The 26425-nt window shown below is 42.2% G+C and carries 24 protein-coding genes; 10 read left to right on the top strand and 14 right to left on the bottom strand.

Annotated features, from left to right (window positions below; translation table 11 throughout):
- Nucleotides 1–10 precede the first annotated feature (10 nt).
- On the bottom strand, nucleotides 11–790 hold the full coding sequence (locus tag ACFQZX_RS03080) for a hypothetical protein (protein ID WP_377111200.1): 780 nt from the start codon (nucleotides 788–790) through the stop codon (nucleotides 11–13).
- A gap of 94 nt (nucleotides 791–884) precedes the next feature.
- Between ACFQZX_RS03080 and guaA the strand changes: the two genes are divergently transcribed.
- The 3 genes from guaA to ACFQZX_RS03065 are packed head-to-tail and all read left to right on the top strand — an operon-like array spanning nucleotide 885 to nucleotide 4817.
- Complete coding sequence (gene guaA / locus ACFQZX_RS03075) at nucleotides 885–2414, top strand: glutamine-hydrolyzing GMP synthase (protein WP_377111198.1); 1530 nt, start codon at nucleotides 885–887, stop codon at nucleotides 2412–2414.
- Complete coding sequence (locus tag ACFQZX_RS03070; protein WP_377111196.1) at nucleotides 2371–3633, top strand: ABC transporter substrate-binding protein; 1263 nt, start codon at nucleotides 2371–2373, stop codon at nucleotides 3631–3633. The genes guaA and ACFQZX_RS03070 overlap by 44 nt, the downstream gene beginning before the upstream one ends.
- Nucleotides 3630–4817 (top strand): RsmB/NOP family class I SAM-dependent RNA methyltransferase, encoded by a 1188-nt coding sequence (locus ACFQZX_RS03065; RefSeq protein ID WP_377111195.1) that lies wholly within the window; start codon nucleotides 3630–3632, stop codon nucleotides 4815–4817. The genes ACFQZX_RS03070 and ACFQZX_RS03065 overlap by 4 nt, the downstream gene beginning before the upstream one ends.
- Before the next feature lie 2 nt (nucleotides 4818–4819).
- Here the strand turns inward: ACFQZX_RS03065 and ACFQZX_RS03060 are convergent, their stop codons facing one another.
- The 7 genes from ACFQZX_RS03060 to ACFQZX_RS03030 form a co-directional block, all read right to left on the bottom strand.
- Nucleotides 4820–6094 (bottom strand): bifunctional folylpolyglutamate synthase/dihydrofolate synthase, encoded by a 1275-nt coding sequence (locus ACFQZX_RS03060; protein ID WP_377111194.1) that lies wholly within the window; start codon nucleotides 6092–6094, stop codon nucleotides 4820–4822.
- 270 nt (nucleotides 6095–6364) lie between these two features.
- Entirely contained in the window at nucleotides 6365–7171 is an 807-nt protein-coding gene (locus ACFQZX_RS03055) for an energy transducer TonB (protein ID WP_377111193.1), read from the bottom strand.
- Nucleotides 7172–7242: 71 nt separating this feature from the next.
- Complete coding sequence (locus ACFQZX_RS03050; protein WP_377111192.1) at nucleotides 7243–7647, bottom strand: ExbD/TolR family protein; 405 nt, start codon at nucleotides 7645–7647, stop codon at nucleotides 7243–7245.
- Nucleotides 7644–8357, bottom strand: a complete 714-nt coding sequence (locus ACFQZX_RS03045; protein ID WP_377111190.1) for a MotA/TolQ/ExbB proton channel family protein — start codon at nucleotides 8355–8357, stop codon at nucleotides 7644–7646. The genes ACFQZX_RS03050 and ACFQZX_RS03045 overlap by 4 nt, the downstream gene beginning before the upstream one ends.
- Nucleotides 8354–9445, bottom strand: a complete 1092-nt coding sequence (locus ACFQZX_RS03040; RefSeq protein WP_377111189.1) for an HU domain-containing protein — start codon at nucleotides 9443–9445, stop codon at nucleotides 8354–8356. The genes ACFQZX_RS03045 and ACFQZX_RS03040 overlap by 4 nt, the downstream gene beginning before the upstream one ends.
- Before the next feature lie 36 nt (nucleotides 9446–9481).
- Nucleotides 9482–11296 (bottom strand): hypothetical protein, encoded by a 1815-nt coding sequence (locus ACFQZX_RS03035; protein ID WP_377111187.1) that lies wholly within the window; start codon nucleotides 11294–11296, stop codon nucleotides 9482–9484.
- A gap of 17 nt (nucleotides 11297–11313) precedes the next feature.
- Nucleotides 11314–14445 (bottom strand): tetratricopeptide repeat protein, encoded by a 3132-nt coding sequence (locus ACFQZX_RS03030; RefSeq protein ID WP_377111185.1) that lies wholly within the window; start codon nucleotides 14443–14445, stop codon nucleotides 11314–11316.
- Between the two features lie 244 nt (nucleotides 14446–14689).
- Here ACFQZX_RS03030 and ACFQZX_RS03025 point away from each other — a divergent pair, with 244 nt between their 5' ends.
- Complete coding sequence (locus ACFQZX_RS03025) at nucleotides 14690–15796, top strand: DUF922 domain-containing protein (RefSeq protein WP_377111184.1); 1107 nt, start codon at nucleotides 14690–14692, stop codon at nucleotides 15794–15796.
- Here the strand turns inward: ACFQZX_RS03025 and ACFQZX_RS03020 are convergent.
- The 6 genes from ACFQZX_RS03020 to ACFQZX_RS02995 form a co-directional block, all read right to left on the bottom strand.
- Nucleotides 15793–16158: a response regulator gene (locus ACFQZX_RS03020; protein WP_377111182.1), complete on the bottom strand. Its 366-nt coding sequence runs from the start codon at nucleotides 16156–16158 to the stop codon at nucleotides 15793–15795. The genes ACFQZX_RS03025 and ACFQZX_RS03020 overlap by 4 nt on opposite strands.
- 488 nt (nucleotides 16159–16646) lie before the next feature.
- Nucleotides 16647–17549, bottom strand: a complete 903-nt coding sequence (locus ACFQZX_RS03015) for a nucleotidyltransferase family protein (RefSeq protein WP_377111181.1) — start codon at nucleotides 17547–17549, stop codon at nucleotides 16647–16649.
- A 56-nt stretch (nucleotides 17550–17605) separates the two neighbouring features.
- Complete coding sequence (locus tag ACFQZX_RS03010; RefSeq protein ID WP_377111180.1) at nucleotides 17606–18724, bottom strand: M42 family metallopeptidase; 1119 nt, start codon at nucleotides 18722–18724, stop codon at nucleotides 17606–17608.
- A 224-nt stretch (nucleotides 18725–18948) separates the two neighbouring features.
- The gene (locus ACFQZX_RS03005) at nucleotides 18949–19362 is read right to left on the bottom strand and encodes a GNAT family N-acetyltransferase (RefSeq protein WP_377111178.1); all 414 of its coding nucleotides are present in this window, start codon (nucleotides 19360–19362) and stop codon (nucleotides 18949–18951) included.
- A gap of 278 nt (nucleotides 19363–19640) precedes the next feature.
- Nucleotides 19641–20066, bottom strand: a complete 426-nt coding sequence (locus ACFQZX_RS03000) for an endonuclease domain-containing protein (RefSeq protein WP_377111176.1) — start codon at nucleotides 20064–20066, stop codon at nucleotides 19641–19643.
- A gap of 215 nt (nucleotides 20067–20281) precedes the next feature.
- Nucleotides 20282–21823: an acyl-CoA carboxylase subunit beta gene (locus ACFQZX_RS02995; protein ID WP_377111175.1), complete on the bottom strand. Its 1542-nt coding sequence runs from the start codon at nucleotides 21821–21823 to the stop codon at nucleotides 20282–20284.
- Nucleotides 21824–21928: 105 nt separating this feature from the next.
- Between ACFQZX_RS02995 and ACFQZX_RS02990 the strand changes: the two genes are divergently transcribed.
- The 6 genes from ACFQZX_RS02990 to ACFQZX_RS02965 all read left to right on the top strand — a co-directional run bounded on the left by ACFQZX_RS02990 (nucleotide 21929) and on the right by ACFQZX_RS02965 (nucleotide 26375).
- The gene (locus ACFQZX_RS02990) at nucleotides 21929–22261 is read left to right on the top strand and encodes a hypothetical protein (protein WP_377111174.1); all 333 of its coding nucleotides are present in this window, start codon (nucleotides 21929–21931) and stop codon (nucleotides 22259–22261) included.
- Nucleotides 22262–22396: 135 nt separating this feature from the next.
- Nucleotides 22397–24001 (top strand): SulP family inorganic anion transporter, encoded by a 1605-nt coding sequence (locus ACFQZX_RS02985; protein ID WP_377111173.1) that lies wholly within the window; start codon nucleotides 22397–22399, stop codon nucleotides 23999–24001.
- A gap of 12 nt (nucleotides 24002–24013) precedes the next feature.
- A complete protein-coding gene (can, locus tag ACFQZX_RS02980) occupies nucleotides 24014–24730 on the top strand; it encodes a carbonate dehydratase (protein ID WP_377111172.1) in 717 nt (238 codons plus the stop codon).
- 98 nt (nucleotides 24731–24828) lie between these two features.
- Nucleotides 24829–24996 carry a hypothetical protein gene (locus ACFQZX_RS02975; protein WP_377111170.1) on the top strand — a complete coding sequence of 56 codons (168 nt, stop codon included), beginning with the start codon at nucleotides 24829–24831 and terminating at the stop codon, nucleotides 24994–24996.
- Between the two features lie 177 nt (nucleotides 24997–25173).
- A complete protein-coding gene (can, locus tag ACFQZX_RS02970) occupies nucleotides 25174–25845 on the top strand; it encodes a carbonate dehydratase (protein WP_377111169.1) in 672 nt (223 codons plus the stop codon).
- A gap of 179 nt (nucleotides 25846–26024) precedes the next feature.
- Nucleotides 26025–26375: a HopJ type III effector protein gene (locus tag ACFQZX_RS02965; RefSeq protein WP_377111167.1), complete on the top strand. Its 351-nt coding sequence runs from the start codon at nucleotides 26025–26027 to the stop codon at nucleotides 26373–26375.
- Nucleotides 26376–26425: the final 50 nt, after the last annotated feature.

Genomic DNA, 26425 nt, shown 5'->3' with positions numbered 1-26425 from the left:
AAATTGATGACTACATATGCTTGGTCTCAAATTTATTTTTATTAAATATTTTAGAAAAATGCAAACCTTTATCTGTAAGTTCTTGACTAGCCCTAGACTCACTTCTCCTAATTAAACCAAGGCTTTGGAAATACACCATCGAAGAGGGCGGAGTACTGTAGTTTGTTATTGATCTGTTGCTATTAACGTCGTACAAGATTTTTTGAAAGTCATTAAAGGCGGCTGAGTCTTTAAATAATTCATACTCACTATTCCATTCTTCAATTTCCATTTTTTTACTATTTCTAGAAATATTTTCTATCATTACTTGAGATGGCTCACTAAGCTTTTGATTTAATTCTTCAATTTGAATTTTTAAAGCGGTTATCTCCGCCTCTTTATCACTAACTAATTTACTGTATGTTTCCTGTAACTGAGTATTAGAGACTCTTATTGCAATTGACTGCTCTATTGATAGAAGTTGCTTTTTCTCTACTTCGTTTCTTTTATCCAGTCTCCATTTCGAATAAATGATAGTTATCCAATACGCACCATTACTTAGCAAAGGAAATATTGAGACTAATATCAATGTTGAAATAAACGGGTAAAGTGCTATCGGTTTCCAATCAATGAAATTATCCGAAATGTATTGTATTTTATTAACAGCAAGGTTTTCCTCACTAACAATAAAAATTGTCAATATAATTTTCCAATTACAAATTAACCAACTAAATACAAACGACCCCCAAAATGGACTCGTAGTTCGTTCATAAATGATGTAATTAACTGATTTTTTAAGTTCTGAAAACATTGATAAGATTAGGTAAATATAAGTAATTTCTTAGTACATCTAAAAATCTCAAATCTCCATTCCCACATCTCAGTACAATTGGCTATCTTTGCCCATGCAAGAAAAAATCCTTATTCTTGACTTTGGCTCGCAATTCACCCAACTCATCGCGCGCCGTGTCAGGGAGCTCAATATTTACTGTGAGATCCACCCGTTCAATAAATTTCCTGAGGTAGACAGCAGCGTAAAAGGTATCATCCTTTCAGGCAGTCCTTATTCAGTTCGTCAGGACGATGCGCCTCACTTTGAATTTGCCAAACATCATAAAACGCTGCCTATATTAGGAGTTTGCTATGGCGCGCAGTATGTTGCTCATTTCCATGGTGGCGAGGTACTTGCCTCCAGCACCCGCGAGTATGGTCGTGCAAATCTGGATTACATTAAGCCGGATACCATCCTGTTTAAAGATGTACCGCTTGGTTCGCAGGTTTGGATGTCGCATGGCGATACCATTGCCCGTATTGCAGATGATTTTGAAGTAATTGCCAGCACCGATAGTGTAAAGGTAGCGGCTTATCATATTGCCGGCACACAAACATTTGGTATACAGTTTCACCCCGAGGTTACCCATAGTATTGACGGTAAGCAACTGCTGCAAAACTTTTTGGTTGACATTTGCGGGTGCAGCCAGGATTGGACGCCAGATTCATTCATAGAAACTACCATTGCTGAATTAAAAGCCAAATTAGGCGATGATAAGGTGGTATTGGGCTTGTCAGGAGGGGTAGATTCATCAGTAGCAGCAGTATTATTACACCATGCAATTGGCGCTAACCTGCATTGTATTTTTGTTGACAATGGTTTGCTGCGCAAGGACGAATTTGAGTCAGTTTTAGACTCATACAAACACATGGGGCTTAACGTACGTGGTATTGATGCCAAACAGCGTTTTTACGATGCCTTAGCCGGGCTGACAGACCCTGAGAAAAAGCGCAAAGCTATAGGCCGGGTATTTATAGAAGTATTTGACGATGCCGCGCATGAGATACAGGGGGTAAGCTGGCTTGGCCAGGGTACTATTTACCCTGATGTTATCGAGTCGGTTTCTGTTAAAGGGCCTTCGGCAACCATTAAGTCGCACCATAACGTAGGTGGTTTGCCTGATTTTATGAAGCTTAAGGTAGTGGAGCCACTAAATACCTTGTTTAAAGACGAAGTACGTAAGGTAGGTGCTGCTCTTGGCATAGATCAAAATATTCTTGGCCGCCATCCATTTCCTGGCCCGGGACTGGCTATCAGGATATTAGGTGATATAACTCCCGAAAAAGTTGCTATATTACAACAAGCAGATGCAATTTATATCAACAATTTGCGTGCTGCAGGTGTTTACGATAAAGTGTGGCAGGCTGGTGCTATCTTTCTCCCCGTACATTCGGTAGGAGTTATGGGCGATGAGCGTACATATGAAAATGTGATATGCCTGCGCGCTGTGGAATCGTTAGATGGTATGACGGCCGATTGGTGCCATCTGCCTTATGATCTGCTGGCCAAGATATCTAACGAGATCATCAACAACGTAAAAGGAATAAACCGGGTAGTATATGATATCAGTTCGAAACCACCGGCCACAATTGAGTGGGAATAAGTGGTTAATATTAGTTTTAGTTGCAGTTATAGGCGCTTGTTCGCCCAAAGTGCAGCCGGTATCTAAACCTGTAGCTAAAACTAAAACTGAAAAGCCCGACAAAAAACCTGAAGATAAACCAGTAAATAAGCCTTCAGCTAAGCATTCGGAGGCTAAGCCATCTGTAATTTCATTGATCCTTCCCTTAGGTTTAGATCACTCTGTAGCGGGTCAGAAATTCAGCCGTGCCGGTTTGGAAAAAGCCAACATGTCTGTTGAGTACTATCAGGGCTTTAAGCTGGCGCTTGATTCGGTAGCTAAAGAAGGGGCTAACTTCAAACTGCATATCTATGATTCTAAAGATGACGCTGCCCAGGCGCATAGCCTTGGCCTGAACCCACAGATAAAAGCTAGCGACCTGATAGTGGGCCCAATCTTTCCTGAGGATATCAAAGCATTTACATCAACATTAGGAAAACGGGGAAAACCAATAGTTTCACCCTTGTCACCTGCTGCACCTGCTACCTTCAAAAACCCCGATCTGGTAACTATTATTCCTCCGCTTGAATACCATGCCAAGGGAGCGGCCACCTACATTGTTAAGGAAGAAAAGCCAAAAAAGATATTCATATTAACATCCGGCTACAGCGAAGAAAAGCAGTATACATCGCCTTTTAAACAAACTGTTGATAGCCTTAGTAAACGTAAGATACAGGTTATAACCACCACCATATCTCGCGGAAACCTTACACCGCTTGTTAAACAGTTATCTACTTCAGATCAGAATATTTTTGTGGTGCCGTCTACCAAACAGGCTTTTTTGATGGTTACGCTACGTTCGCTGGATGCATTGGCAAAAAGCTATCCGGTAACTTTGTACGGACATCCTAACTGGGAGAAATTTGCTTTTTTAAAAGCAACACTTTTACAGCGCTTAAATACACATATAACATCTTCAGACAAGGTTGAATATAAAAACGGTAATACTGTTAACTTTTTACGTAGTTACAGGAAGGTTTACCAGGCAGAGCCTACAGATTTTGCAATAAAAGGCTTTGATGAGGGCTTATATTTTGCAAAACTGCTTGCAGATGGTGAAGATATGACCCATCCGGAATTTGATGATTTTAGAGGGCTGCATAACAGCTTTCATATCATAAAAAAACGTGGCGAAGGCTGGGTGAACTCACATGTAGATATCCTCAAGTACGAAAATTTCTATTTGAAAAAGACGGAATGAAAGCGGTTAACCAATTGAAGACCTTTCTCAGGATATTAGAACAATACCCTGCGGATGTGCCTTTAAGTAAATTTTTACCGGGCTTTTTTCGACAGAATCAACAAATGGGATCTACCGATCGTAAGGTAGCCGGGCGTTTGATCTATAATTACTTCAGGCTTGGCAAAGCATTGCCAAATCTGCCGCCGGAAGACCGGTTGATGGTGGCCGAGTTTTTATGTAATACCCAAACCAACTCTTTTTTGCAGCACTTTAAACCCGAGTGGGCAGCCTGCATCTCGTTTAATATTGAAGAAAAGATAGCGCTGATAAAAACATCACACGCGGATTTTAAACTTGATGATGTATTCCCGTGGACAGATCAACTTTCTGCAGGGATCGACAAAAAAGCGTTTTTAAAATCGTTATTTGTGCAGCCGGACCTGTTCATAAGGCTCAATAAGGGTTTTGAGCAGCAGGTAAAGGCTGAGTTGAATAAAGCCGGTATTATTTATAAAGAAGAAGGTAATAATTGCTTGTCGCTACCTAATGGTACCCGGCTGGATAACATTTTTCCCAAGCAGCATTGGTTTGAAGTTCAAGACCTTTCTTCGCAACGTACTGCCGACTATTTTCATCCAAACAGGTGGGAAAGCTGGTGGGATGCCTGTGCAGCATCGGGGGGGAAATCTTTGCTTTTACACAGTTTGGAACCAGATATTAAACTGGTAGTTTCAGATATCCGGGAATCAATCCTTTCTAATCTGGACGAACGTTTTCAACAGGCAGGTATTCGTAAATATCAAAAAAAGCTGCTCGACCTGACTCAGAATAACGACCAGTTGCTATATAACTATGAGTTCGACGGTATCATACTTGATGCACCCTGCAGTGGGTCAGGTACCTGGGGGCGAACTCCTGAGATGATCAGCCAGTTTGACGCCCAAAAAATTGATTTTTTTAAGCGCCTGCAGCAGAACATTTCTCAAAACGTTGCCAAGCATTTAAAACCTGGCAAGCCACTTATTTATATTACCTGCTCTGCATTTAAAGGTGAAAACGAAGATGCCGTTGAATTTATCCAAAATGAGTTAGGCCTGGAACTGGAAGAAATGAAGGTTCTGGCAGGTTACCACAACAAGGCCGATACCATGTTTATAGCCAGGTTAATTAAACCGGTATCACAAACTGAAAGCAATCTTTAACTTTAAATAATTTCCGCCACAACAAAAGTGCTGCCTCCTACAAACACCAGGTCGTTGTCAGATGCTGCACGCTGCGCGGCCGCTAAAGCATCCTTAACACCGGCGTAAACGTTTCCATTTAAGCCGAATTCCGCTGCCTGTAGCTGTAAAATTTTTGCCTCTAATCCGCGAGGTATATCCGGCTTGCAAAAGTAGTATATGGCACCTTTTGGCAGCATAGCCAATACTTTGGTAATATCCTTATCGTTTACCATACCTATAACAAAGTGCAGTTTATTATAATTCACCGCAGCTATGTTTTTCAAAACTTCGCTTATACCGTCGGGGTTGTGGCCGGTATCGCATATCGTAAGGGGTTGCATGCTGATGGTTTCCCAACGGCCATGGAGGCCCGTAAGCGTGCGCACCTGTTTCAAGGCAGTGCAAATGTGCTCATCTTTAATATCAAAGCCTTGTTTGCGTAACTCGTCAACCGCGGTTAGTACAGTTTTTACGTTTTTTAGCTGATAAACACCGGTAAGATCAAGCTGCAGTGATAATTTATCAGCTTTAATATCAATATAAGCGCTTTCAGATGTATCCGCCGATACTGTTACAGATTTTACCTCCGATGCAAAGGTTAGTTCACTTTGTTGTTCCTGAGCTTTATTTACAAATACCTCCGCTACTTCCGGCTGATACTCGCCCACAATAACCGGGATATTTGGCTTAATAATACCAGCTTTTTCGCCTGCAATTAACTCAAGCGTATTGCCCAGCATATTCATATGGTCCCAGCCAATATTGGTGATAACAGAAAGCAAGGGGGTAATGATGTTTGTAGAATCGAGCCTGCCGCCTAAGCCAACTTCAATCACGGCAATGTCTACCTGCTGTTTCGCAAAAACATCAAATGCAAGGGCCACAGTCATTTCAAAGAACGACGGTTTTATATGATCAAAGTTTACACTATTTCCGGCCACAAAGTCAATTACTGTTTGTTCAGGTATCATTTGGCCGTTGATACGGATGCGCTCCCTGAAATCCCTTAAATGCGGTGAAGTATACAACCCGGTTTTATAACCTGCGGTTTGCAAAATCGCGGCCAGCATATGCGAGGTTGAACCTTTGCCATTAGTGCCGCCAACGTGTATACTTTTAAACTTGTTCTGTGGGTTATCCAGCAATTTGCAAAGCGCAATGGTGTTGATCAGGTCTTTCTTAAAAGCCGATGCCCCATCCCGGGTGAACATGGGCAACTGAGTATATAAGTAATCGAGGGTCTGATTATAGTCCATGGTCCATAGTCCATAGTTGATAGCTATGGGCTCAAGTGCAAACTTAAGATAATTTTATGCTGGGGACAACGCTTGATAAAAAACCTCATCCTTCTTCCTTTTTCATATAAAGGAAATAGCTCCCTCCCTTGGGAGGGTTAGGAAGGGGGCAACGCTTGATACAGACCCCATCCTCCTCCTTCCCCGAGGAAGGAATCGCACATGGCCCTTGGTTTGAATAGTGAGTGAACAACAATAGTTTCCTCCCTTGGGAGGGTTAGGGAGGGGTTATTAGTGCCGCTTGAACACAAATGTTTGGGTGTAAGTTTGTACATCACTTGCCCCGGCAGAAGCGCTTACCTTTGCGTTTAAAACAGCCTGGATGCACTTACTAACCACATCACCCTCAAGTGTAGTTGATCCGCGGGCCACATTGGCAGATACTACATTGCCATTTTTATCAATCCTGAACTCGATCACTACTTTGCCCTCAAAATTGGCAACATCGGGTTTAGCAGGAGGGCGTACAAAGTTGCGTGCAGTTAAAGCATTACCGCCATTGCCAGATCCTGTTCCATCATAGCTATCGGTTAACGTTGTTCCGGTTGGTTTCCCCTGGTTGCCGGGTGTGCTGCCGGTTCCATCGCCCGCGCCGGTGCCGTTATTGGTCTTGCCCTTGTAAAGAGCGTTTTGGTTAACGGTTGGCTTGGCCTCCGTTTTCTTAGGGGTGGTAGCAACAGTGCTGCTTGGTGCTTTGGAGTTGGCCGCAACTTCAGGCGCATCCTCATTGCTTTGGGTTACAACGTTTTTATCGCTTTGGTCGGCTTCTACTTTTTGTTCAGTAGGTGGGGCAGGGGTAACCTTATCGGGCTTGGTGTTATTGGCTTTCTCCGCAACAGATGGTTCTTCAATGCTCATATAATCATCGCCCATGCCTTCGTCCACAGTTCCGTAATTTACAAGGATGCCGCCGGTGCCATCTTCCTCTTTAACCGGCATCTGGAAAACAATAAAATAGCATAACGCCATTACAATGCCCAATATGACACCAGTAGCGGCAAATGCTTTCGGATAATTATTTTCTTCCCTGTAATTCATTTTTAGTATCAAGTATATAGTATCGAGTATCAAGTATTAAAACACTATTCCTTGATACTTGATACTTGATTCTACTTTGCTTTTGGCTCGGTGGCCAGTACCAGTTTAATATTTAATTTTTGTGCTATATCCATTACCTGTACCACATCCTGTATGGCAACTGTCCTGTCTACATATAACACAATAGTCAGTTCTGTTGCCAGGCTTTTATATGATTGCAGCGTATTCTGCAACTGGTCTACCGGTACCTGCTTTTTATCAACTGTGTAATTTAAGTTTTTGTCGATGGAAACATTAATGGTTTTTTTAGAAACCGATTGCCCGCTTGAAGATTTCGGAAGCATCAGTTTCACCACGTTAGGGTTGGTAACGGTAGATGCTATCAGGAAGAACAGCAGCAAAAAAAACATAATATCGTTCATGGCCGAGGTATGTACCTCTGCCGATGCGCCCCTTTGTCTTTTTCTTAAATTCATTTGCTTGGTTCTTCTAACAGGTCAATAAATTCAATTGCATCTGTTTCGAGTTTCAAAATCACTTTATCAACCATCATATTAAGTATGTGGTAGCATACATAAGCAATGATACCCACAAACAATCCGGCAGCTGAGGTAACCATTTTTACATATAAACCGCCGGATATAACACCCATGCTGATGTTGTCGGTTTTTGATATATCATAAAAGATCTTGATCACACCGGCAATAGTACCCAGGAAACCAAACATTGGGGCAATACCGGCAACTATACCGATGATGCCAATGTTTTTTTCGAGCTTGGATACCTCTAACTTACCCACGTTTTCAATAGCACCTTCGATATCCTTAATAGGGCGACCGATGCGCAGTAAACCTTTCTCGAGCATGCGGCCAAGCGGCGAGTTACTGTTGCGGCAAATAGCTATGGCCGATTGCAGGTTGCCAGACATGATACTGCCGCGAACCTGTGTCATAATATGCGATTCGTTTTTAGATGCTTTGCGGATAGTAAAATAACGTTCAAAAAATATAACAAGGCCCAGTATAGCCAGTATACCTATTGGTACCATTACCCAACCGCCCTTTATAAGCAGGTCGCCAAAACGTAGTTCTTCTTCTGGTATTTGCTGTGATAGCTGTTGAGTAGTTTGATGTGCAGTATCAATTAATTTTGCGGCGGTATCTGTAACCTGCAATAATAACGTCATAGTTTTGGTTTGATTTCTTTAATGTATATATCCTTTTTAACTTTTTTTGTTGCAATTAATGCTTTGCGTGCAGCCTCAGCTTCGGCATGTGTTTTAAATGTGCCCAACGTTAGGTTAACTCTTTTTCCTGGCGCATCGGTAACAACACGTGCCTCTATCTTAAGTTTTTTATAATTAGCGATAGCTTTATTTGCTTCTTTAGCATCTTTAAAAGATCCGCCCATTACCTCATAACGTGGCCCGGCAACAGAATCTTTTACCGCAGGTAAAGTTTTTATGGTATCTGCATTTAGCGGGGCTATTTTTTGCGATGAACTGTCTGCCTGTACAGCAGATTTAAGCGTGTCGTTCGCAACCGTATCCTCAACAGGCGCTACTTTAGCATTTATAACCGTCCCTTTATCTCTTGCTTCTGGCTTTGGCGCCTCAAGGTTAAAAATCGTAGGATCATACCTGTCTGCCAGGTATACTATCAGCGCCGCAAATATGAGCCCTAAAAATATAAAGGTAACTGTTAAACCTCTTTTGCGCTTTTTAGTAAGGTTGATCAGATATTCCTCATCTTCATGAGTGGTTTCCGCCCAGATAGCGTTGTTTTGAGGCATAACATTCAGCTCTACCGGTTTTGTGTCTTTTGCAGGCGCAATATTAGCGCTCACATTATCCTGTAGCGGCGTAGCGCCAATTTTTTGTATCTGTACAGGGGAATAGCCAAAAAGACCGGGGTGGGTATTATAGGCTGTGTTGGGCTTAAAATATAATTTGTTTCCTGCTGCAGAAAACCACCCGATATCTGCCAAAGCAGCTTCCTGCGTTTGCGCCAGCAATTTTATGTTATTGATGTATTTTTCGGTAAAATATTTGGCCGATGCCAGCGAAATGTTCTTTTTTTCGGCAACATACTCGGCCAAAACCTCATCTTCAATTAGTTGAGGATCAAACTGAACAATATAAGCAGGCGGATAAAGTGTACCTTCGGTTTGGTTGTAGTGCCCGTTTATACGTGTGTGGGCAAAATAACCTAACCCCGGCACGCTTACTTCAGTATTAAGCACCAGTAGTTCGCTGATATGTTTACCTACATCCATTCGCTAAAAGTACGGATTATTAAAACATCAGAAAAACTAAAATGCATACCCTACGCCGCCAAATATATTGAACCCGTAGTTAGGGTAATAATACCATGTTTTACTGCTTGCATTAAGTATGTTGTTGGCCTGTATAAATACCGAAAGCTGTTTATTTACTTTGTAGGTAGCGCCCCCGCTTAAATCGGCAAAAGATTTTATTGGTGCGTAATATTCATTTCCGGCTGTGTTGGTAAGGCTTAAGCGCTCTTTTGCAGAGCCCCTGAACATTAATGAACCATTGATATCTACCTTATCGCTTATATGGATAGCGGTACCTGCGGTTAAAATAAATTTTGGCAGGTTCCATGGCTCTGCTTCGCTGGCCATCTTGTAGTCTTTGATTTCTATACGGCCGTAAATATTGAAAGTTTCACCTGGTTTAAAATCAAGCTCGCCTTTAAAGCCACTAACACGCGTGTCCCCGTTATCATATATCACCTGGTATTTATTAATTTCTTCACCAAAATTGTTGACAAACATTGGCAGGTTTTTAACCGTGTTGCGGAAAATAGCCGCTTTAAAGCCTAAGCCCGGAGCAAGCGTACCTTTTAGGCCCAGGTTAATATCCAAACGGTCGACAGAATTAACAAGATTGATATTTTCGCCAAGGAAAGGATTAATATCTGTAAAACCTTTTATCGAGGCGCGATTGATATCGCCGGTAGCTTCTGCAAACAGGCGCACATATTTTGGTATAACCTGTAACTCCAGCTTTGCTGCAGGGAAAATATAGAAGCGGGATGACATGCCAAATTCTTTCGCCAGGTTAATACCTGCTTCAATTTTGTAATTATCGCCCTGAAATTTGATGTAAGGATTGGCCCTTAAAATACTATTGTTATAAGAGTATAAGCTATCCTTTTGGGTGCCAAGATCTAATGACGCGCTAAGACCTGCGTAAAACTGCTTAACGGTTTTGTTCATGAAACCGCTTAACACAATATTGTTTTCGCGCGCACTGTAAGCATTTTTAAATACATAACCTTTAAACTTGGCCGCGTAGGTAAAAGCGTTCTCTTCGTCGGTGTAGTTTTTAGCAATTTCACCTTCGGCACCAAAAGTGTTAAAGGTTTGTTTTTGCGGGTCGAACTCTGGCACAGGTACCACGGCATCCTGGTCAAAGCCATAAAAGTAAGTACCATGGCGCTGATAGGTCAGGCGGCCGGAAAGTGTGTTCTCCTGGTTGATGCTTTTGCCAAAAACACCAATTTCCTGGCGGCTATCATTTTGTTTATTGATGCTGCTGCCAGATTGTGCAAAGTGTTTTAAGTAACCGCCTACCTGCAAAGCCTCATCGCGGCCATTACCAAAGTAAGCTTCGCCAAAAGTGGTTTTCATACTACCCAGGCCAACGCGCGCATAGTTATTAAGCAATGCCGAGTCTTGCTCAGGCGGCCTTTTCATCGCTTCTAACTGGCGGATGTTGTTATCCTGGGTTAACTTTTTATCCATCAGCGAATAGCTTAATGGGGCTTTATAGGGTGTTTTATCTTCCAGGTCGGGGTTGCGCCTTATTTTTACCGCTTCGGCCAGTACGGGCTTGTAAGAAGTAGTCACCACAATTTCTTCGGCAAGGCCGCCGCCATTGCCCGGTGCGTTGTTTGCGCCGCCTTTTTTAGTCGTATCGGCAGTTACCTTTGCGGCTGCGTCTCCCAGGTTTTTTGCACTGGCTTTTTGTACCGGAGCCGTTTTCTTAGTGGTTTTGGCAGGCTGCTTTTTATCAGCGGTTTTCTTTGTTTGTGCACTGGCAGGGGCAAAGAAAAATACCGTTAACAAGCTAAGCAGTGCGAATTTATATTTTGATATCATTGCTTTTTCTCTCCGTTCTATTGTTCTTTGTTCTCCTGTTGGTTTTGTTCGGTAGCTGCTGGTTGCTCATCAGCTTTTTGTTCTTCGGCGGCAGGTTGTGCCTGTTGTGTTTGCCCGGCTTTTTGCGGCACCAGTTTGTTCAGCTTTTCTTTTGCTGCAGGTAACACATCATCGTCGCCTTTATAGTTATCTATCACGCTTTGCAGGGTAGCTTTTGCCTGGAAGTTATCTTTCAGCGCAACATAGTTATCGGCAAGTAAAATGTAGGTTTTAGCTACCCAGTAATCGTAGTTTGAAAGCTCTTTAACCAGATCAAAGCAGGTTTTTTGTGATGCTTTGTATTTGCCTTGCAAATACTCTATGTTGGCAATGTTATACTTGGCCTCTGCCGCTGCAACTGTTTTGGTGTTGGTAACGGTATAGTTAAGCTCTTTAACTGCCGCGGTAGTATCGCCACGCTGCAGGTAAGCCCTGCCTGCATACAGGCCGGTACGGTACTTATCTTCCTGTGCGGTTTTTTCGTAATCGCGTACCAGCTTTACATACTTCAGTACATCGTCTGGCATGTTAATCTCGGCGTAGCAAAACAGCAGATTGTTTATGGCAAAGCTGTAATCTGCCTTGTACTCAGAGTTGGTTTCAAGCCTTTTCAGGAACACAATGGCGTCGTTGTATTTCTTTTGCTTCATGTACAATTTAGCCATCGCAATAAGCGATTTTTCGCTGTAGGCGCTTGTCCAGTCATTCAATATCACATTGTAATCAACAACGGCTTCGTCGTATTTTCCAAGGTTGGCCAAGCCTTGCGCCCTTAAAAAGCGAGCCTGCTTTTCATAGATCTGCTTGGTCGGAAATTTGTCGAAGTAAGCGTTAACCGCGTTTACGGTTCCCTGCCAGTCGCCTTTAAGGTAAAGGTTATTGGCAGCTGTTATCAACAGGTTTTCCTGCTCAGATGTTGTATAGTTACCAATAGAGGTAGAGTTGGCGTAATTCAGGAAGGTTTGTGCATCACCCTTATCGGTGTATATCTTTTCTACCTGTTTAAGCGCCTGCTTAGCCTCATCGGTGGATGAGTAATCAGACACCACTCGTTTAAAGGCGTCTGTAGCCGCATCGTCATTACCGGCGTTGTATTCTATTAAGCCGATGGTTGTATATGCGCGTGGCACATAACTGCTATGCGGGTATTTAGCTATCATGGCGTACAGGTCTGTCTTGGCGCGCTCACCATCATTTTTCAGGAAATAAGCATACGCGATTTCAAAGGCAGCGTCATCTGCATAATCGGAGTTGGGAAACTGCGATAATAAACTGTTCAGGGTGCTTATCCTTGCATCGAACGATCCCTGCAAACCCTGAATAATACCGCGCTGAAATAAAGCATATTCCTGGCCCTGGCTGTGCTGCGCTATGATCCGGTCATAATACTGCAGGGCAGTACTATAACTCTTGAGTGCAAAATAACTATCACCCAAACGACTGATAGCATCGTTCTCGGTGTTCTTATCTTTCACGTCGCCGCGTAAAAACTTTTCGAAATAATTGGCAGCTTTACGGTATTGCTCATCGTAAAAAGCGGCATAAGCAAGCGCGTAATTAGCAAAGTTAGCAACCTCAGTTTCCTTAGCTTCAGGCATAGCCAAAAACTGCTCGAAAGTTTCAACCGACTCCGTGTACTTGCGCACCTCGTACATCGACTCGGCCATCCAGTACAGTGTTAAAGCCTTAATTTTGGTATCTACCGGGTTTTGCAATGAGCGCAGGAATACGCCGATCGCATTTTCAAAAGCACGCTCGTTGTAAAACTCCAACCCGCGGAAATAAGTAACCTTTTGATAGGCGATCTGAGCGCTTTGAGATTTGTTTGGAATAGGCTCCAATATTTCAACCGCCTCTTTGTAATTTCTTGAATTAAGCAAAGCTTCGCCTAACAATATTTTTACTTCATCCTTGCGGGCAGAGCGGGGGTAGTTTTTAAGGTACAGGCGTGTAGCATTTAACGCTTCTACGTTAAAGTCAAGCTCATAAGAAAGCTTAGCGTACTCATAAAGGGCGTCCTCTTGTATCTGCGGGTCAAAATTTAACCTTGATGCAGTAAAGAAGGCATTACGTGCGCTTTGCTTGTTATTCATTTTCAGGAAAACGTCGCCCAAAGTATAGCTTCCGCTTTGGCTGTAATTGTCGTTTTGTGCAACCAACTTGCCCAACACAGTTGCCGCCTTTGCATAATTGCCTACCTTATAGTAAGCATAGCCAATCTGGTAGCTATCCTGCGTGTTCTGCGTACGGCCCTGGTCCTGGTCTTCAAAGCGGCCATAATATTCAACCGCTTTGTCATAGTTGCCTTTAGCAAAATAAGAGGCTCCAATAATGCGCAGCATCTCTGTTTCGTGCTGCTGCTTTGTGCGGTTAATGATAGGGATGGCGTAATTCAATACATCATCATAACGTTTATCTAAAAAGTAAACGGCGGTGATATAGTACGGGTAACTGGCCTCATATTTTTTTGAGTTTTTTAAACGTTCAAAATTAGCCAGCGCCAAATGATAGTCTTTGTTTAAATAAGCTATATAGGCAAAATAGTAAGTGGCGTCATCCGTATAAGGCGACTTTTTATTTTTTACTTCGCTGAATAGTAACTGCGCGTTTTTATAATCATTAGTTACAAAATAGGCGTAGCCTTTACGAAACTTGTATTCGGTATTCTGGCTGCCGGTAAGGTCTCCGGCATCAACTTTATTGAACCACTCAAGCGCCTGATCATATTTGCCTTGTTTAAAGTATGATTTACCAACCTGAAAATAGGCGGCTTTAGCCAGCGGATTTTCGGGATGCTCTTTGATGAAGCGGGTAAACATGCTTTCGGCATCGTCATTATCAAGCTCAAGGGCGCAAACGGCTTCGTAATATTGTGAGTTTTCTTTTAAAAGTGATAACTCCGACTCGAATTTTGATTGTTGTGTAGTTTTAAGCCTCCATTGTTCAACTGTACGGTATTGCTCGGCTGCGGCAGCATATTTACCCATAGCCAATAAGTTATTAGCACTTTGATAAGTACGGTTAACATGAAAGGATGGGTTTTGCTGTGCAAGCGCTGGCAGGGATAAAAATACCGGGGCAATTAAGGCGGCGTATTTAAGTTTATTCATAGAGCGCAATAATGATGATGCTAAATTAGCTTAATCGCAAAAATGCAATCCACATTAGTAATTAACAAGTGTGGAAAAGCACTTTTTTTAAACGGTTGCAATTATGCTTGTGGTATAACTGTTTAAAACTTTATCAGTATAAAACAGTAACATGTGTAAGGCCTTGCAATATACTATGTCATTAGCAAGCAATTGATAGGTGTTGAAAAAAATAATCACTTATTTTAAACGTTTGATTTACAACATGATTAAAAGAGCAAGTATTTTTATTTTAACAACAATGGTTTGTTTTTGCGCATTTGCACGGGGGCAGGCTATAACTTATATAACTCTTAAAAGCAAAGCTGCACAAATTAAACCCAAAGAGTACTTCATAGCCTCAATTGAAGATGACAGGGCAGGTAAATCGTCTGTTGGTAAATTACAACCCTATGTATTATCTGCCGGTAAACCGGGGCAAGCTTACAGTATAGATATAAAAGATGGATTTAAGGGTGTAAAAACCTTCATAAACGAATCTACCTTTGCCGATAAAAGCATGCGGCCTGTGCTGATTAAGTTTAAAAATTTAAATGTTGAAGAGGCAAATGCGGAAAAGGGAGCGGTAACAGGAGCTATCAAACTTAATATAGAATATTATCTGATACACCCTTTTGATACGCTTGCGCTGACCAATTACAATACTACCATAAAGTATAAACGTAAAAGCGGGCCTGCAACCCAGGTAGAGCCTATGATAAGTGATGCCTTAACAAACGCTGTGACTTATTTAAACAACTGGATGAATGAACAGGCTGCTACTAACCTTAAACTGGCCAGGGCAGTGAGATTAATGTTTAATGATTACAATGAACCTGCTGAAGATGATACTATTTATTATTCGGTAAAACGCCCTTTAACATGGAGCGATTTTAAAGCACGGCCAGCTAAAACCAGCAGGTTTGGCGCCGAAATATTCGCCGGTTTTGGCTATGATGAGGACACGCAGATTAACAATGGGATTATTACTGTAACACTTGATTTAAAAGTTTGGACTGCCAAGAGCGCCTGCTGGGTAACTGCAGGTACCAAAACTGATTATGCACTTAACCACGAGCAGCGCCATTTTGAGATAGCCAAACTTGCAGCAGAACACTTTAAACAACGTTTGCTGAATCAGAAGTTACCTGTTGATAATTTTGATGGGGAAATAAATGTTGCTTATTTGGATGCGATGCGCGAGATGCACACTATGCAAAAAACTTATGATGATGATACCCAGCATAGCGGTAACACTTATCAGCAACAAGCCTGGAATATCAGAATAGATAAAGAGCTGGAAAGCTACGGTATAAAGCGCCAGAATATTTAAGCAGCAGCCAGTTGCCTTTTTATTGAATTAAGTAGTACATTAATATCAAATGGTTTGGCTATAAAATCATTGGGGCCGTCATCCTTGTTTAAATTATTGCTTACATTATGGCTGGCCGATATCATGATTACCGGGATATCATGTGTGTTATTTTGTTTTTTTAATTCGCGGCAGAGTTCCCGGCCATCTACGCTGCCAAGCATAATGTCAAGCAGAATCAGATCTGGATTTTTTTCGGTGATGGTTTCCATCAGGCGCCGTCCATCTGATAATGTGTCTACCTTATATCCCGAATCTTCAAGTATAAACTGCAGAATCTCTAATATATCGTTATCATCATCCACAGCTAAAATCCGTCTCATAATATATATTTTAAGTATCTGAAAATAATTCTAATAAATTTTTAATATTATTAGCAATACTCATACCAAAATCAGTCGGCGGTTTTATTTTGCTTTATTACATAACTGCCTTTTTTGCATTTGGCACAAAAGTATTTTCTGATAGGTAAAAAGAATAGTAAATTTTTTACGAACCAGTTTCGGTGCATTTGAAAATGAAACGGACTGCCACACTTTGGACAGTACATACCGGGGGATTTAGTAGTACGGCTCAATTGGTTATTAATTAAAAAAACAAGAAATCCATCTATTTACGATGGAAACAACACTATGGTTTGCTGAATGATTTTATTCAGCGTTATAATTGGTTTTTGTAAAGTTATTAAACTTTAATAACAATTATTTAACTTTTTTTTCAAATACCCAATAGTAGGTATATATAAGCCAGCCGTAGTAAAACAAAAAAGGGAACGTAAATTACGCTCCCTCTTCTTTATAGTGTATGAGGATTATTCCCACAATTTTGCCGGATAAGTGCCGTTATTCACCAGGTCAGATATCGATTGTTGAACAATAGGTTTATCTTCTTTGTAAGTAACACCAAACCATTTTGCCGAGGTTGGTATAACTTTAAACTTAGCTACGCCACTTTTTATCAGTTCATCGGCCACAAGCGGAATAAAAAATTCGGCCTTAGGATTGTCTTTGTTTGCCTCAACAAATCTTTTAAACATTGGCTCACTCTGCTCAAATACAGCAGGTGTAAAACCCCAGAAATTCATTGATACACGGGTGTCATTTTTTAAAGGGTGTTCGCCGGTAGTGTCTTTATATGCTACACTTCCGTCCTCTTTAAAGTAAACTTCTGTACGTTCGTTAACTTCGGTCATGTTTCCGTTTTCGTCAACCTCGCATACGCCGCGGGATACGGTGCCGTTTTCAGACAAAGTTTTGTCGATCTGGTAACCTATCAATGAATAAGTATCGTCAGATGCTTCTGTAGTTAAAAACTTCGCCATATTTTCAAACGCTTCATAACCATAAAAGTCATCAGCATTGATAACGCAAAAAGGCTCTTTTACCTGGTTACGGGCGGCAAGTACAGCATGCGCGGTTCCCCATGGTTTAGCGCGCTCAATCTCTTCGTCAATACCAAAAGGTTTCAGATCGAAGTTTTGAAACACGTAATCAGTTTCAACGCGGCCTTTTAGTTTAGGCTCAAACTTTTCTTTAAAGCTTTCAGCAAACTCCTCACGGATAATAAAGCTAACTTTTCCGAAGCCTGCTTTGATCGCATCATAAATAGAGTAATCGATAATGGTTTCGCCATTTGGGCCAAAGCCGTCAACCTGTTTCATACTGCCGTAACGGCTGGCCATTCCTGCGGCCAAAATTAATAGTGTTGGTTTCATGGTATAAGTAGGGTGTGAGTAGTTAATACACAAGTATTGATATGTGTTGGTTTTAATTATTTGATGTACCTGAAGTCCTGCCCGTTTTGAATATTCAAAAGCGACTCGTATATCAGGCGGATAACGTTGTCTACATCCTCTTTGTGTATCATTTCAACCGTGGTGTGCATATATCGCAGCGGTAATGATATTAAAGCGGATGGCACACCGTCATTAGAATAAGCAAAGGCATCGGTATCAGTACCGGTAGACCTGGAAGATGCCTGGCGCTGAAAAGGTATGTTTGCTTTTTGGGCCGACTCTATAAGCAGCTTGTTCAGGTTATTTTGAACTGCCGGCGCATAAGAAATTACCGGCCCTTTTCCGCATGCAAGATCGCCCTGGGTTATTTTATTAATCATTGGCGTACCCGTATCATGGGTAACATCGGTTACTATAGCCACGTTTGGCTTGATGCGGTGGGCTATCATTTCGGCGCCACGCAGGCCAATCTCTTCCTGTACGGCATTAACTATGTATAAGCCAAAAGGCAGTTGTATATTATTTTCTTTTAACAAGCGGGCAACCTCGGCTATCATGAAACCACCGGCACGGTTATCAAGCGCACGCCCAACATAGTAGCGGTTATTTAAAACCATAAACTCATCCTCATAGGTAATTACGCAACCTACGTGTATGCCTAATGCCTCAACTTCATCTTTACTGGTGCAGCCGCAATCTAAAAAAATGTTTTTTAGCGTAGGGGCTTCCTCTTTTTCGCCACCCAGGCGGGTGTGTATAGCAGGCCATCCAAAAACAGCTTTTACTATGCCATTATCGGTATGGATGTCAACACGTTTTGATGGGGCTATCTGGTGGTCGCTACCTCCGTTGCGTATAACATATATCAACCCATCGTTAGTAATATAATTTACAAACCATGAAATTTCATCGGCATGTGCCTCAATAACTACTTTATACTCGGCAGTAGGATTGATAATGCCAACTGCTGTACCGTAGTTGTCAACATAATGGTCATCTATATAAGGCTTAATATAATCCAGCCATATTTCCTGGCCTTTCCATTCAAAACCTGTAGGGGAAGGGTTGTTGATGTATTTTTCAAAAAATGCTAACGATGTTTCATTTACTACAGCAGGTTGCTGCTTATTTTCTTCTGTTTTCTTTTTAGCCATGCGAATTATAAAATAACAAACTACCGGGGGGAGTAGCTACAGGCAAATATAATAAACCCTTTGAGAATGACGTAAAAACAGTTTAAAAGCATGTAAACCTTATTTTTTACTTAACGTGTAATTTACATGCGTACCGCACCTTTGCGGTGTTAATTTTAAGATAACATAGTTAGTCAGTTAGTATAAAGGTCAGTTTGCGCAAGGCAGGCTGATCTTTTTTAATTTTAGTCGGCTAATGATTTCTCCATTAGTATAAAATTTATACCCTTTTTGTTAAAAACCTCACCGGTTTGCGCAAAGCCGAATTTAATATAAAAGCCAACTGCAGAAAGGCGGGCATTGCACCATAAGCGTTCGCCGTTTTCCTGCACCACAAATTTTGTAATATAGTTTAAAAGTTCCGCGCCGATACCCCGGCCCTGATAGGCAGCATCGATAGCGAATTTTCTAAACTGCCAGTCCTGCTGATTATTAAACAACGATACCACACCTACAAGCCTATTATCGGTAAATGCGCCGAAATGATAGCCATGCTCATCCTCGGGCATTTCCATATTAAACTTATACTCGCCAGGGTAAAGCACATCCCTGCGTAGCTGCCAGGTTAAATGCGGTGTTATTTGTTCGATGGATAGCATAGCTTTTTGTTTAGCGTCAACCCCTCCCTAACCCTCCCGGGGGGAGGGAATTCTATATTTCAGCCCTTGTTGATAATCATAAAGCAAGGGCCAAGCAAGATTCCTTCCCAGAGAAGGAGGAGGAAGGGGCTTATGTAATATATCAAGTTCGACCCCTCCCTAACCCTCCCGTGGGAGGGAAATTTTATTTTTTCAGTCATTGTAATATCTTTAAGCAATGGCTTGTGCGATTCCTTCCCTGGGGAAGGAGGAGGAAGGGGTTCTGTTGAAACATCATTTTAATTATTCAAGACTTCTGTAGGGAAACTCAATGGCAGTTTAATTTCAGGGTTACTTTTAAGAATTTCTATGATAACGCTTTCGAGGCTTCTAATAACATTAAGCATGTTATGTTTTACTTCAGCTTCGCTAAAACGAATTATTTTGATTCCAAAACTTTCCAGCTTTTGTTGTCGTAAGTCATCTTTAACAAAAGCTTCCTGATGATGGTGAGACATGCCATCAACTTCTATTACCAGCATTAGTTCTTTGCAATAAAAATCAACGATATAATTATCTATGCAACGCTGCCTGTCAAAATCGAATCCAAAAAGTTTATCGCGTTTTAATTCGTTCCATAATACTACTTCACCAAATGTCATCTCTTTCCTGAGCTTGCGTGCTAAGGCTTTGAGTTTGAAATTATAAGGAATGATTTTACTCATGACTGATTGTTTTCTGTTCAACCCCTCCCTAACCCTCCCGGGGGAGGGAATTTTTCTTTTTTGCCTTACTCTAAAAAAGCAAGGGCCAAGTACGATTCCTTCCCCGGGGAAGGAGGAGGAAGGGGTTTATGTAATATATCGAACGTCAACCCCTCCCTAACCCTCCCAAGGGAGGGAATTATTGTAACTATTTTAAGTTAACTTACTAAGGCTTTCTACAACGGTATATTGCCGTGTTTTTTTCTGGGATTGTTCACTACCTTATTTTCCAGCATCTTAAAGGCCGCGATAAGTGTACTGCGGGTTGCTGATGGTTCGATAACCTCATCTATAAAACCACGTTCGGCAGCGCGGTAGGGGTTAGCAAATATACCTGCATACTGTTGCTCCTTCTCCTGCCATTTAGCCTGCGGATCTTCTGCTGCAGAAATCTCTCGTTTAAAAATGATCTCGGCCGCGCCCTTGGCACCCATAACGGCAATCTCGGCCGTAGGCCAGGCATAGTTCATGTCGGCACCAATGTGTTTGGAGTTCATCACGTCATAAGCGCCGCCATAAGCCTTGCGGGTAATCACCGTAACACGCGGAACAGTCGCTTCGCAAAAGGCGTATAACAATTTGGCGCCATTGGTTATGATAGCATTCCATTCCTGGTCGGTACCGGGTAAAAAGCCAGGTACATCCTCAAAAACCAGCAGCGGAATGTTAAAACTATCGCAAAAGCGTACAAAACGGGCTCCTTTGGTTGATGAGTTAATATCAAGCACGCCTGCTAAAAACATTGGCTGATTAGCCACTATCCCAATGCTTCGGCCGGCTAAACGGGCAAAGCCAACTACGATATTCTCGGCAAAATCTTTATGCACTTCCAGGAATGAGCCGCTGTCAATCACCTGCTCAATAACCTCGCGTATGTCGTAAGGTTGTGAAGCGTTCTCAGGCATTACATCATTTAACGCAGGGCGGCTTTCATCTTTCGGCTCATACGGTAACAAAGGTGCACGGTCCTCACAATTCTGAGGCATGTAACTTAGCAGCTTTTTGATATGCTGTATCGCTTCGATCTCATTTGCGCAGGCAAAATGGGTTACCCCGCTTTTGGTAGCATGGGTATGCGCCCCGCCTAACTCTTCAGACGTTACCTGCTCATGCGTAACGGTTTTAACTACGTTTGGGCCGGTTACAAACATATAAGAGGTATGTTCAACCATTAATATAAAATCGGTAATAGCGGGCGAGTATACCGCGCCGCCAGCACAAGGCCCCATAATGGCCGATATCTGCGGAACGACGCCGCTGGCCATCGTGTTACGGTAGAAAATATCAGCATAACCGCCAAGTGATACTACACCTTCCTGTATGCGTGCGCCGCCAGAGTCGTTAAGGCCTATTACCGGCGCGCCGTTTTTAAGGGCCAGGTCCATTATTTTACAGATCTTCTCGGCATGGGTTTCGGAAAGCGACCCGCCAAAAACAGTAAAATCCTGCGAAAAGACATAAACCAAACGGCCGTTTATGGTGCCATAACCTGTAACTACCCCATCACCGGGATATTTTTCTTTTTCCATCCCGAAATCGGTAGAGCGATGGGTTACAAACATGCCAATCTCCTGGAAGGACCCCTCATCAAGTAAAAAATGCAGGCGTTCGCGGGAGGATAGTTTACCCTTTTTATGCTGACTTTCTATACGCGCGGCGCCGCCGCCCTCCAGTGCCTGGTTACGTTTTTGTTGTAGTAGCTCCAATTTTTTATTCACGGTACGATGATTGGTAAGCGTTAAAATTAGTAATTAAATTGTAAGATTAACCTTAATGCAGCTGATGATACCTTGCATTATCAAAAAATCATATATTTGTAATGCATGAAAAGCAGGATTATAAAAAACGTAATAGCAGGGTTATTCCTGGGCATCTTTGTTGCAAAGATGGTCATCTCTGTTGCGCCTGTTTTTTTATGCCTCGACAATAAAACGGTACGGGCGGTTATCATGCAGTTAGAGCATGAAACCAAAAACGAAAAGGAGGATCCTGAAAAGGACGCTTTTAAAGAAAAAAAGGTTTTTGATGAGGACTTGAACCACCTGACTATTTATCGCCCATTTATTGCCGAAACCAATATCCTGCATAACCAGGAAAGATCACTCTATCAGCAGGTATATCATCCTGTTGTCCCCACGCCGCCTCCCAACGTTTAATTAAATTTTAGCCGGGTATCACATCCGGCGGCTATGCCGCACAGTTAATTTTAGCTGTGGCATAATGTACTGCTTCAGCTTTTTCAGGGCTGTTTACACCAGTTTATCTTAAAATTTCTTTAAACGTTATCATATATGCAAATCAAGCAAGGCGGCGTTACCGCCGGCGATCTTAATATTAAGAAGTATTTTTTAGGCAAGAATCTTAAAAAGGATCTACCATCCGGTCTGGTGGTATTTTTAGTTGCTTTGCCATTGTGTTTGGGTATTGCCCTGGCATCCGGAGCGCCCTTGTTTTCGGGGCTGCTGGCGGGTATTGTCGGCGGGATAGTAGTGGGTATGCTTAGCGGGTCGCAACTTAGTGTGGCCGGGCCTGCTGCCGGGTTAACGGTTATTGTACTCAACTCCATCACAAAACTGGGATCGTTCGAGGCATTTTTGCTATGCATTGTGATTGCCGGGGCCATGCAGATTGTGTTAGGGTTGATCAAGGCAGGCACTATTGCAAACTACTTTCCGTCCTCTGTAATAGAGGGGATGTTGGCTGCGATAGGTATTATCCTGATCATGAAACAGTTTCCGCATGCCGTAGGCTACGATAAGGATTATGAGGGCGACGAGGGTTTTACACAGATGGATTCTGAAAATACGTTCTCAGGTATCCTGCACGCTTTGTCTAAAATCAATTACGGCGCCGTTATCATCGCTTTTGTATCGCTTGCTATAATGATATACTGGCCAAAATTCAAGAAGCTTGCCCTGGTGCCGGCGCCGTTACTGGTTGTGGTTGCAGGTACTATACTGGCCTCGGTATTTGCCGGTACAGGCTTTGCCCTTTTAGATAAGCAATATGTGCAGATACCGGTTGTAAACAATTCTGGTGAGTTTTTTGCCTTATTTAAAAGTCCCGATTTCGGCGGCATTGGCAATAAACAGGTTTGGATAACCGCGGCTACCATAGCCATAGTAGCCAGCCTTGAAACTTTGCTTAGCCTTGAAGCAGTAGATAAAATTGACCCGATAAAACGGGTATCGCCTACAAACCGCGAACTGGTTGCTCAGGGTGCCGGCAACTTGGTGAGCGGCTTGCTGGGCGGTTTGCCCATGACGGCGGTAATTGTACGTTCATCTGCAAACGTTGGCGCCGGCGCACGCACAAAAATGAGCGCTATTTTCCATGGCTTTTTATTGATCATCTGCGTGTTGGCTATACCTACCTTGCTAAATAAAATACCACTATCATGTTTGGCGGCCATATTGTTAACAGTAGGCTATAAATTGGCAAGGATAAGCCTTTTCAAACACATGTGGCATAAAGGGCTCAATCAGTTTATCCCTTTTGTGGTAACCATTATAGCCGTGGTAATGACCGACCTTTTAATAGGCGTTGGTATAGGTATGCTGGTAGGCGTATTTTATATACTGCGAACCAATATGCGCAACCCATATTTTTATACCATTGGCCGTAACGGCGATAAGGACACTATAAAGATCAAACTTGCCGAAGAGGTTTCATTTTTGAACAAGGCGGCTATACAGGTTACTTTAACCAGCCTGCCTAAAAACAGCGATGTGGTTATAGATGGGTCAAACTCGCGCTACATTGACCCCGACGTACTTGAGATAATTAATAACTACAAGCATAATGCCTTTACCAAAGGCATTGTTGTACAACTAAAGGACATAAAAGACCGGTATGATGTACCGCCTTTAAAAGACCTGGTTTATAAACCCCAATAAACTTTACTATCAATGAATACAGAAAATAAAAACGGAAGTAACGGTATTGATATCAATAGCATAAAACTGGCACAGGCGTCCAGCTATAACAAATTAAAGCAAAATAACAGCGATTGGGCCGCTAAGTGCATTGCCCAGGACCCTGATTTTTTTACCAAGCTTGCGCAGGGCCAAAGCCCCGAAGTGCTGTGGATAGGCTGCTCAGACAGTCGTGTACCTGCAAACGAGGTTACCGGCACCAAGCCCGGCGAAGTTTTTGTTCACCGCAATATTGCCAATGTTTGTGTGCATTCTGACATGAACATGCTGAGCGTGCTCGACTATGCCGTTAACGTGCTAAAAGTAAAACATGTTATTGTAGCAGGCCATTACGGTTGCGGAGGTGTGGCCGCGGCGTTAGGCAATAAGCAGTTTGGCATTATTGATAACTGGCTGCGCCATATTAAAGATGTTTACCGCCTGCATGCCAACGAGCTTGACCGTATAACCGACGAAAAAGCCAAGGTTAATCGCCTGGTGGAGCTTAACGTTACCGAGCAGGTGTATAATATCTGCAAAACATCTATCATACAAAATGCATGGCAGCAGCGCCACGATCTGGAAGTGCATGGATGGGTAGTTGATATCAGCACCGGCCTTGTGAAAGATTTAGGCGTTAGCAGCAACAACTCAAACAAACTTGGTTACGTATATGAGTTTGATAATGCACTAACAGAAGCAGTACATTAAATCCCCCTGATTATCTGTAGAGCCCCGGTTTTTAAATGGCCGGGGTTATCTACCTTCATAAAACAGGAATAATAGTTTAATGTTAAATTCCTAATTGGATGAAAATGCTAAGACAACCTAAAGATAAACGTACCCTAAAGCGCAATTGGATGTTGGCCTCGTCAACGGCATTTGTAGCCGGTGTTACTGATGTTTGCGGTTTACTTGCACTTTTAGCCTTTACATCTAATATTACGTGGCATGTGGCCAACCTGGCAAAAACATAGTCGACCAGAATTTTAATTCCATATCATTTTTGGTATCTGGCTGATCATGTTTTATTTTGTACCGGTTATACTGCTTACTATTTTGTATTAGGATGCTTTACCTGTTTTTTATCACAAGATCTATCAATTATTTAATTCAGTAAATACTAATAAATCATTACCTAAAAAGATATAATTATGTGCGCACAACTAATTCATGACACCAGCCATATTACTTACCAAAGCCTTTTAGAAGGTAACAAACAATTTGTGGCTGATGCTTTAAAAGAAGACCCGGAGTTTTTTACTACGCTTGCTAACGGCCAAAAGCCGCCTGTTTTGTGGATAGGCTGCGCCGATAGCCGCGTGCCAGCCAACCAGATAACCCGTACTAACCCGGGCGAGATATTTGTACACCGAAATATTGCCAATATGGTGATCCATACCGATATGAACATGCTTAGCGTGCTGGATTACGCGGTTAACGTTTTACAGGTTAAACATGTAATAGTAACCGGGCACTACGGCTGTGGCGGCGTTTTGGCCAGCATGACCAACAAGCAGTTTGGATTGATTGACAACTGGCTAAGGCATATAAAAGATGTATACCGCGTACACGCCCAGGAGCTTGACGCTATTGAGGATGAAACCAAGCGCGGCGACCGGCTGGTTGAACTGAACGTTATTGAAAATGTAAGCAACCTTTGCAAAACATCAATAGTGCAGAACGCCTGGGAAAAAGGGCAGGAGCTGCATGTGCATGGATGGGTATACAGCCTGAATACCGGTTTAATCAACGATATGAAGGTGAGTACCGATAATAACCTTAAAATGGACGAAGTTTTCAGGTTTACCCCATCTGCTTCTTAAACTGGGGATATTCATTTTCTATCTGATATATAAATACAGGGCCAATTATACGTTGGCCCTGTTTATTTTATAATGGTAGTAAAGTAAGCTTGCTATAGCAATCATTGTTCATCCAGATTTTATTGAGAAAGCGCAGGCTTTTATTATAATTTTGAAGACTCAAACCTATTGAACACTGAATGGAAAAACAGCTGAACGATCTGCTTAAAGCTTTAAAAGCAAACTCACTTGCTTTTAGCGATGTGCTTACCTTTATAAATACTTACTACGAACATCAGCCAACTGCTTTTAAAAACGGCGATGTGTATAACGAATCAACACAAAACCAGGGCAGTGCCAGGGTGTTTGCTTTTGCCCAATTAAATAACCTGAGTGCTGAAGAAACACTGTACCTGTTTGCAGAGCATTATCAGTCGGTACTTGCCCATCCGGATGCTACTGACCATCAGAACATCAGGCAATTTATGGCAAATGGCTGGCCGGGTATTGTTTTTGAAGGAACAGCTTTAATCCCTAAATCGCAAAATTAAATTGAAAACCGATTACCTTATTTAATAATATTGCCTCTTAGCCTGGCCTG

Origin of the sequence: Mucilaginibacter litoreus, assembly GCF_042676805.1 — a bacterium.
Lineage (GTDB): Bacteria > Bacteroidota > Bacteroidia > Sphingobacteriales > Sphingobacteriaceae > Mucilaginibacter > Mucilaginibacter litoreus.
Note: the sequence above shows the minus strand (reverse complement) of the source record. Positions and strands in the feature narration are given on the sequence as shown.

What these genes read in the sequence shown, in the direction of transcription:
- ACFQZX_RS03080 (WP_377111200.1), bottom strand. Translation starts at nt 790, where the DNA reads ATGTTTTCAGAACTTAAAAAATCAGTTAATTACATCATTTATGAACGA.
- guaA (WP_377111198.1), top strand. Translation starts at nt 885, where the DNA reads ATGCAAGAAAAAATCCTTATTCTTGACTTTGGCTCGCAATTCACCCAA.
- ACFQZX_RS03070 (WP_377111196.1), top strand. Translation starts at nt 2,371, where the DNA reads ATGATATCAGTTCGAAACCACCGGCCACAATTGAGTGGGAATAAGTGG.
- ACFQZX_RS03065 (WP_377111195.1), top strand. Translation starts at nt 3,630, where the DNA reads ATGAAAGCGGTTAACCAATTGAAGACCTTTCTCAGGATATTAGAACAA.
- ACFQZX_RS03060 (WP_377111194.1), bottom strand. Translation starts at nt 6,094, where the DNA reads ATGGACTATAATCAGACCCTCGATTACTTATATACTCAGTTGCCCATG.
- ACFQZX_RS03055 (WP_377111193.1), bottom strand. Translation starts at nt 7,171, where the DNA reads ATGAATTACAGGGAAGAAAATAATTATCCGAAAGCATTTGCCGCTACT.
- ACFQZX_RS03050 (WP_377111192.1), bottom strand. Translation starts at nt 7,647, where the DNA reads ATGAATTTAAGAAAAAGACAAAGGGGCGCATCGGCAGAGGTACATACC.
- ACFQZX_RS03045 (WP_377111190.1), bottom strand. Translation starts at nt 8,357, where the DNA reads ATGACGTTATTATTGCAGGTTACAGATACCGCCGCAAAATTAATTGAT.
- ACFQZX_RS03040 (WP_377111189.1), bottom strand. Translation starts at nt 9,445, where the DNA reads ATGGATGTAGGTAAACATATCAGCGAACTACTGGTGCTTAATACTGAA.
- ACFQZX_RS03035 (WP_377111187.1), bottom strand. Translation starts at nt 11,296, where the DNA reads ATGATATCAAAATATAAATTCGCACTGCTTAGCTTGTTAACGGTATTT.
- ACFQZX_RS03030 (WP_377111185.1), bottom strand. Translation starts at nt 14,445, where the DNA reads ATGAATAAACTTAAATACGCCGCCTTAATTGCCCCGGTATTTTTATCC.
- ACFQZX_RS03025 (WP_377111184.1), top strand. Translation starts at nt 14,690, where the DNA reads ATGATTAAAAGAGCAAGTATTTTTATTTTAACAACAATGGTTTGTTTT.
- ACFQZX_RS03020 (WP_377111182.1), bottom strand. Translation starts at nt 16,158, where the DNA reads ATGAGACGGATTTTAGCTGTGGATGATGATAACGATATATTAGAGATT.
- ACFQZX_RS03015 (WP_377111181.1), bottom strand. Translation starts at nt 17,549, where the DNA reads ATGAAACCAACACTATTAATTTTGGCCGCAGGAATGGCCAGCCGTTAC.
- ACFQZX_RS03010 (WP_377111180.1), bottom strand. Translation starts at nt 18,724, where the DNA reads ATGGCTAAAAAGAAAACAGAAGAAAATAAGCAGCAACCTGCTGTAGTA.
- ACFQZX_RS03005 (WP_377111178.1), bottom strand. Translation starts at nt 19,362, where the DNA reads ATGCTATCCATCGAACAAATAACACCGCATTTAACCTGGCAGCTACGC.
- ACFQZX_RS03000 (WP_377111176.1), bottom strand. Translation starts at nt 20,066, where the DNA reads ATGAGTAAAATCATTCCTTATAATTTCAAACTCAAAGCCTTAGCACGC.
- ACFQZX_RS02990 (WP_377111174.1), top strand. Translation starts at nt 21,929, where the DNA reads ATGAAAAGCAGGATTATAAAAAACGTAATAGCAGGGTTATTCCTGGGC.
- ACFQZX_RS02985 (WP_377111173.1), top strand. Translation starts at nt 22,397, where the DNA reads ATGCAAATCAAGCAAGGCGGCGTTACCGCCGGCGATCTTAATATTAAG.
- can (WP_377111172.1), top strand. Translation starts at nt 24,014, where the DNA reads ATGAATACAGAAAATAAAAACGGAAGTAACGGTATTGATATCAATAGC.
- ACFQZX_RS02975 (WP_377111170.1), top strand. Translation starts at nt 24,829, where the DNA reads ATGAAAATGCTAAGACAACCTAAAGATAAACGTACCCTAAAGCGCAAT.
- can (WP_377111169.1), top strand. Translation starts at nt 25,174, where the DNA reads ATGTGCGCACAACTAATTCATGACACCAGCCATATTACTTACCAAAGC.
- ACFQZX_RS02965 (WP_377111167.1), top strand. Translation starts at nt 26,025, where the DNA reads ATGGAAAAACAGCTGAACGATCTGCTTAAAGCTTTAAAAGCAAACTCA.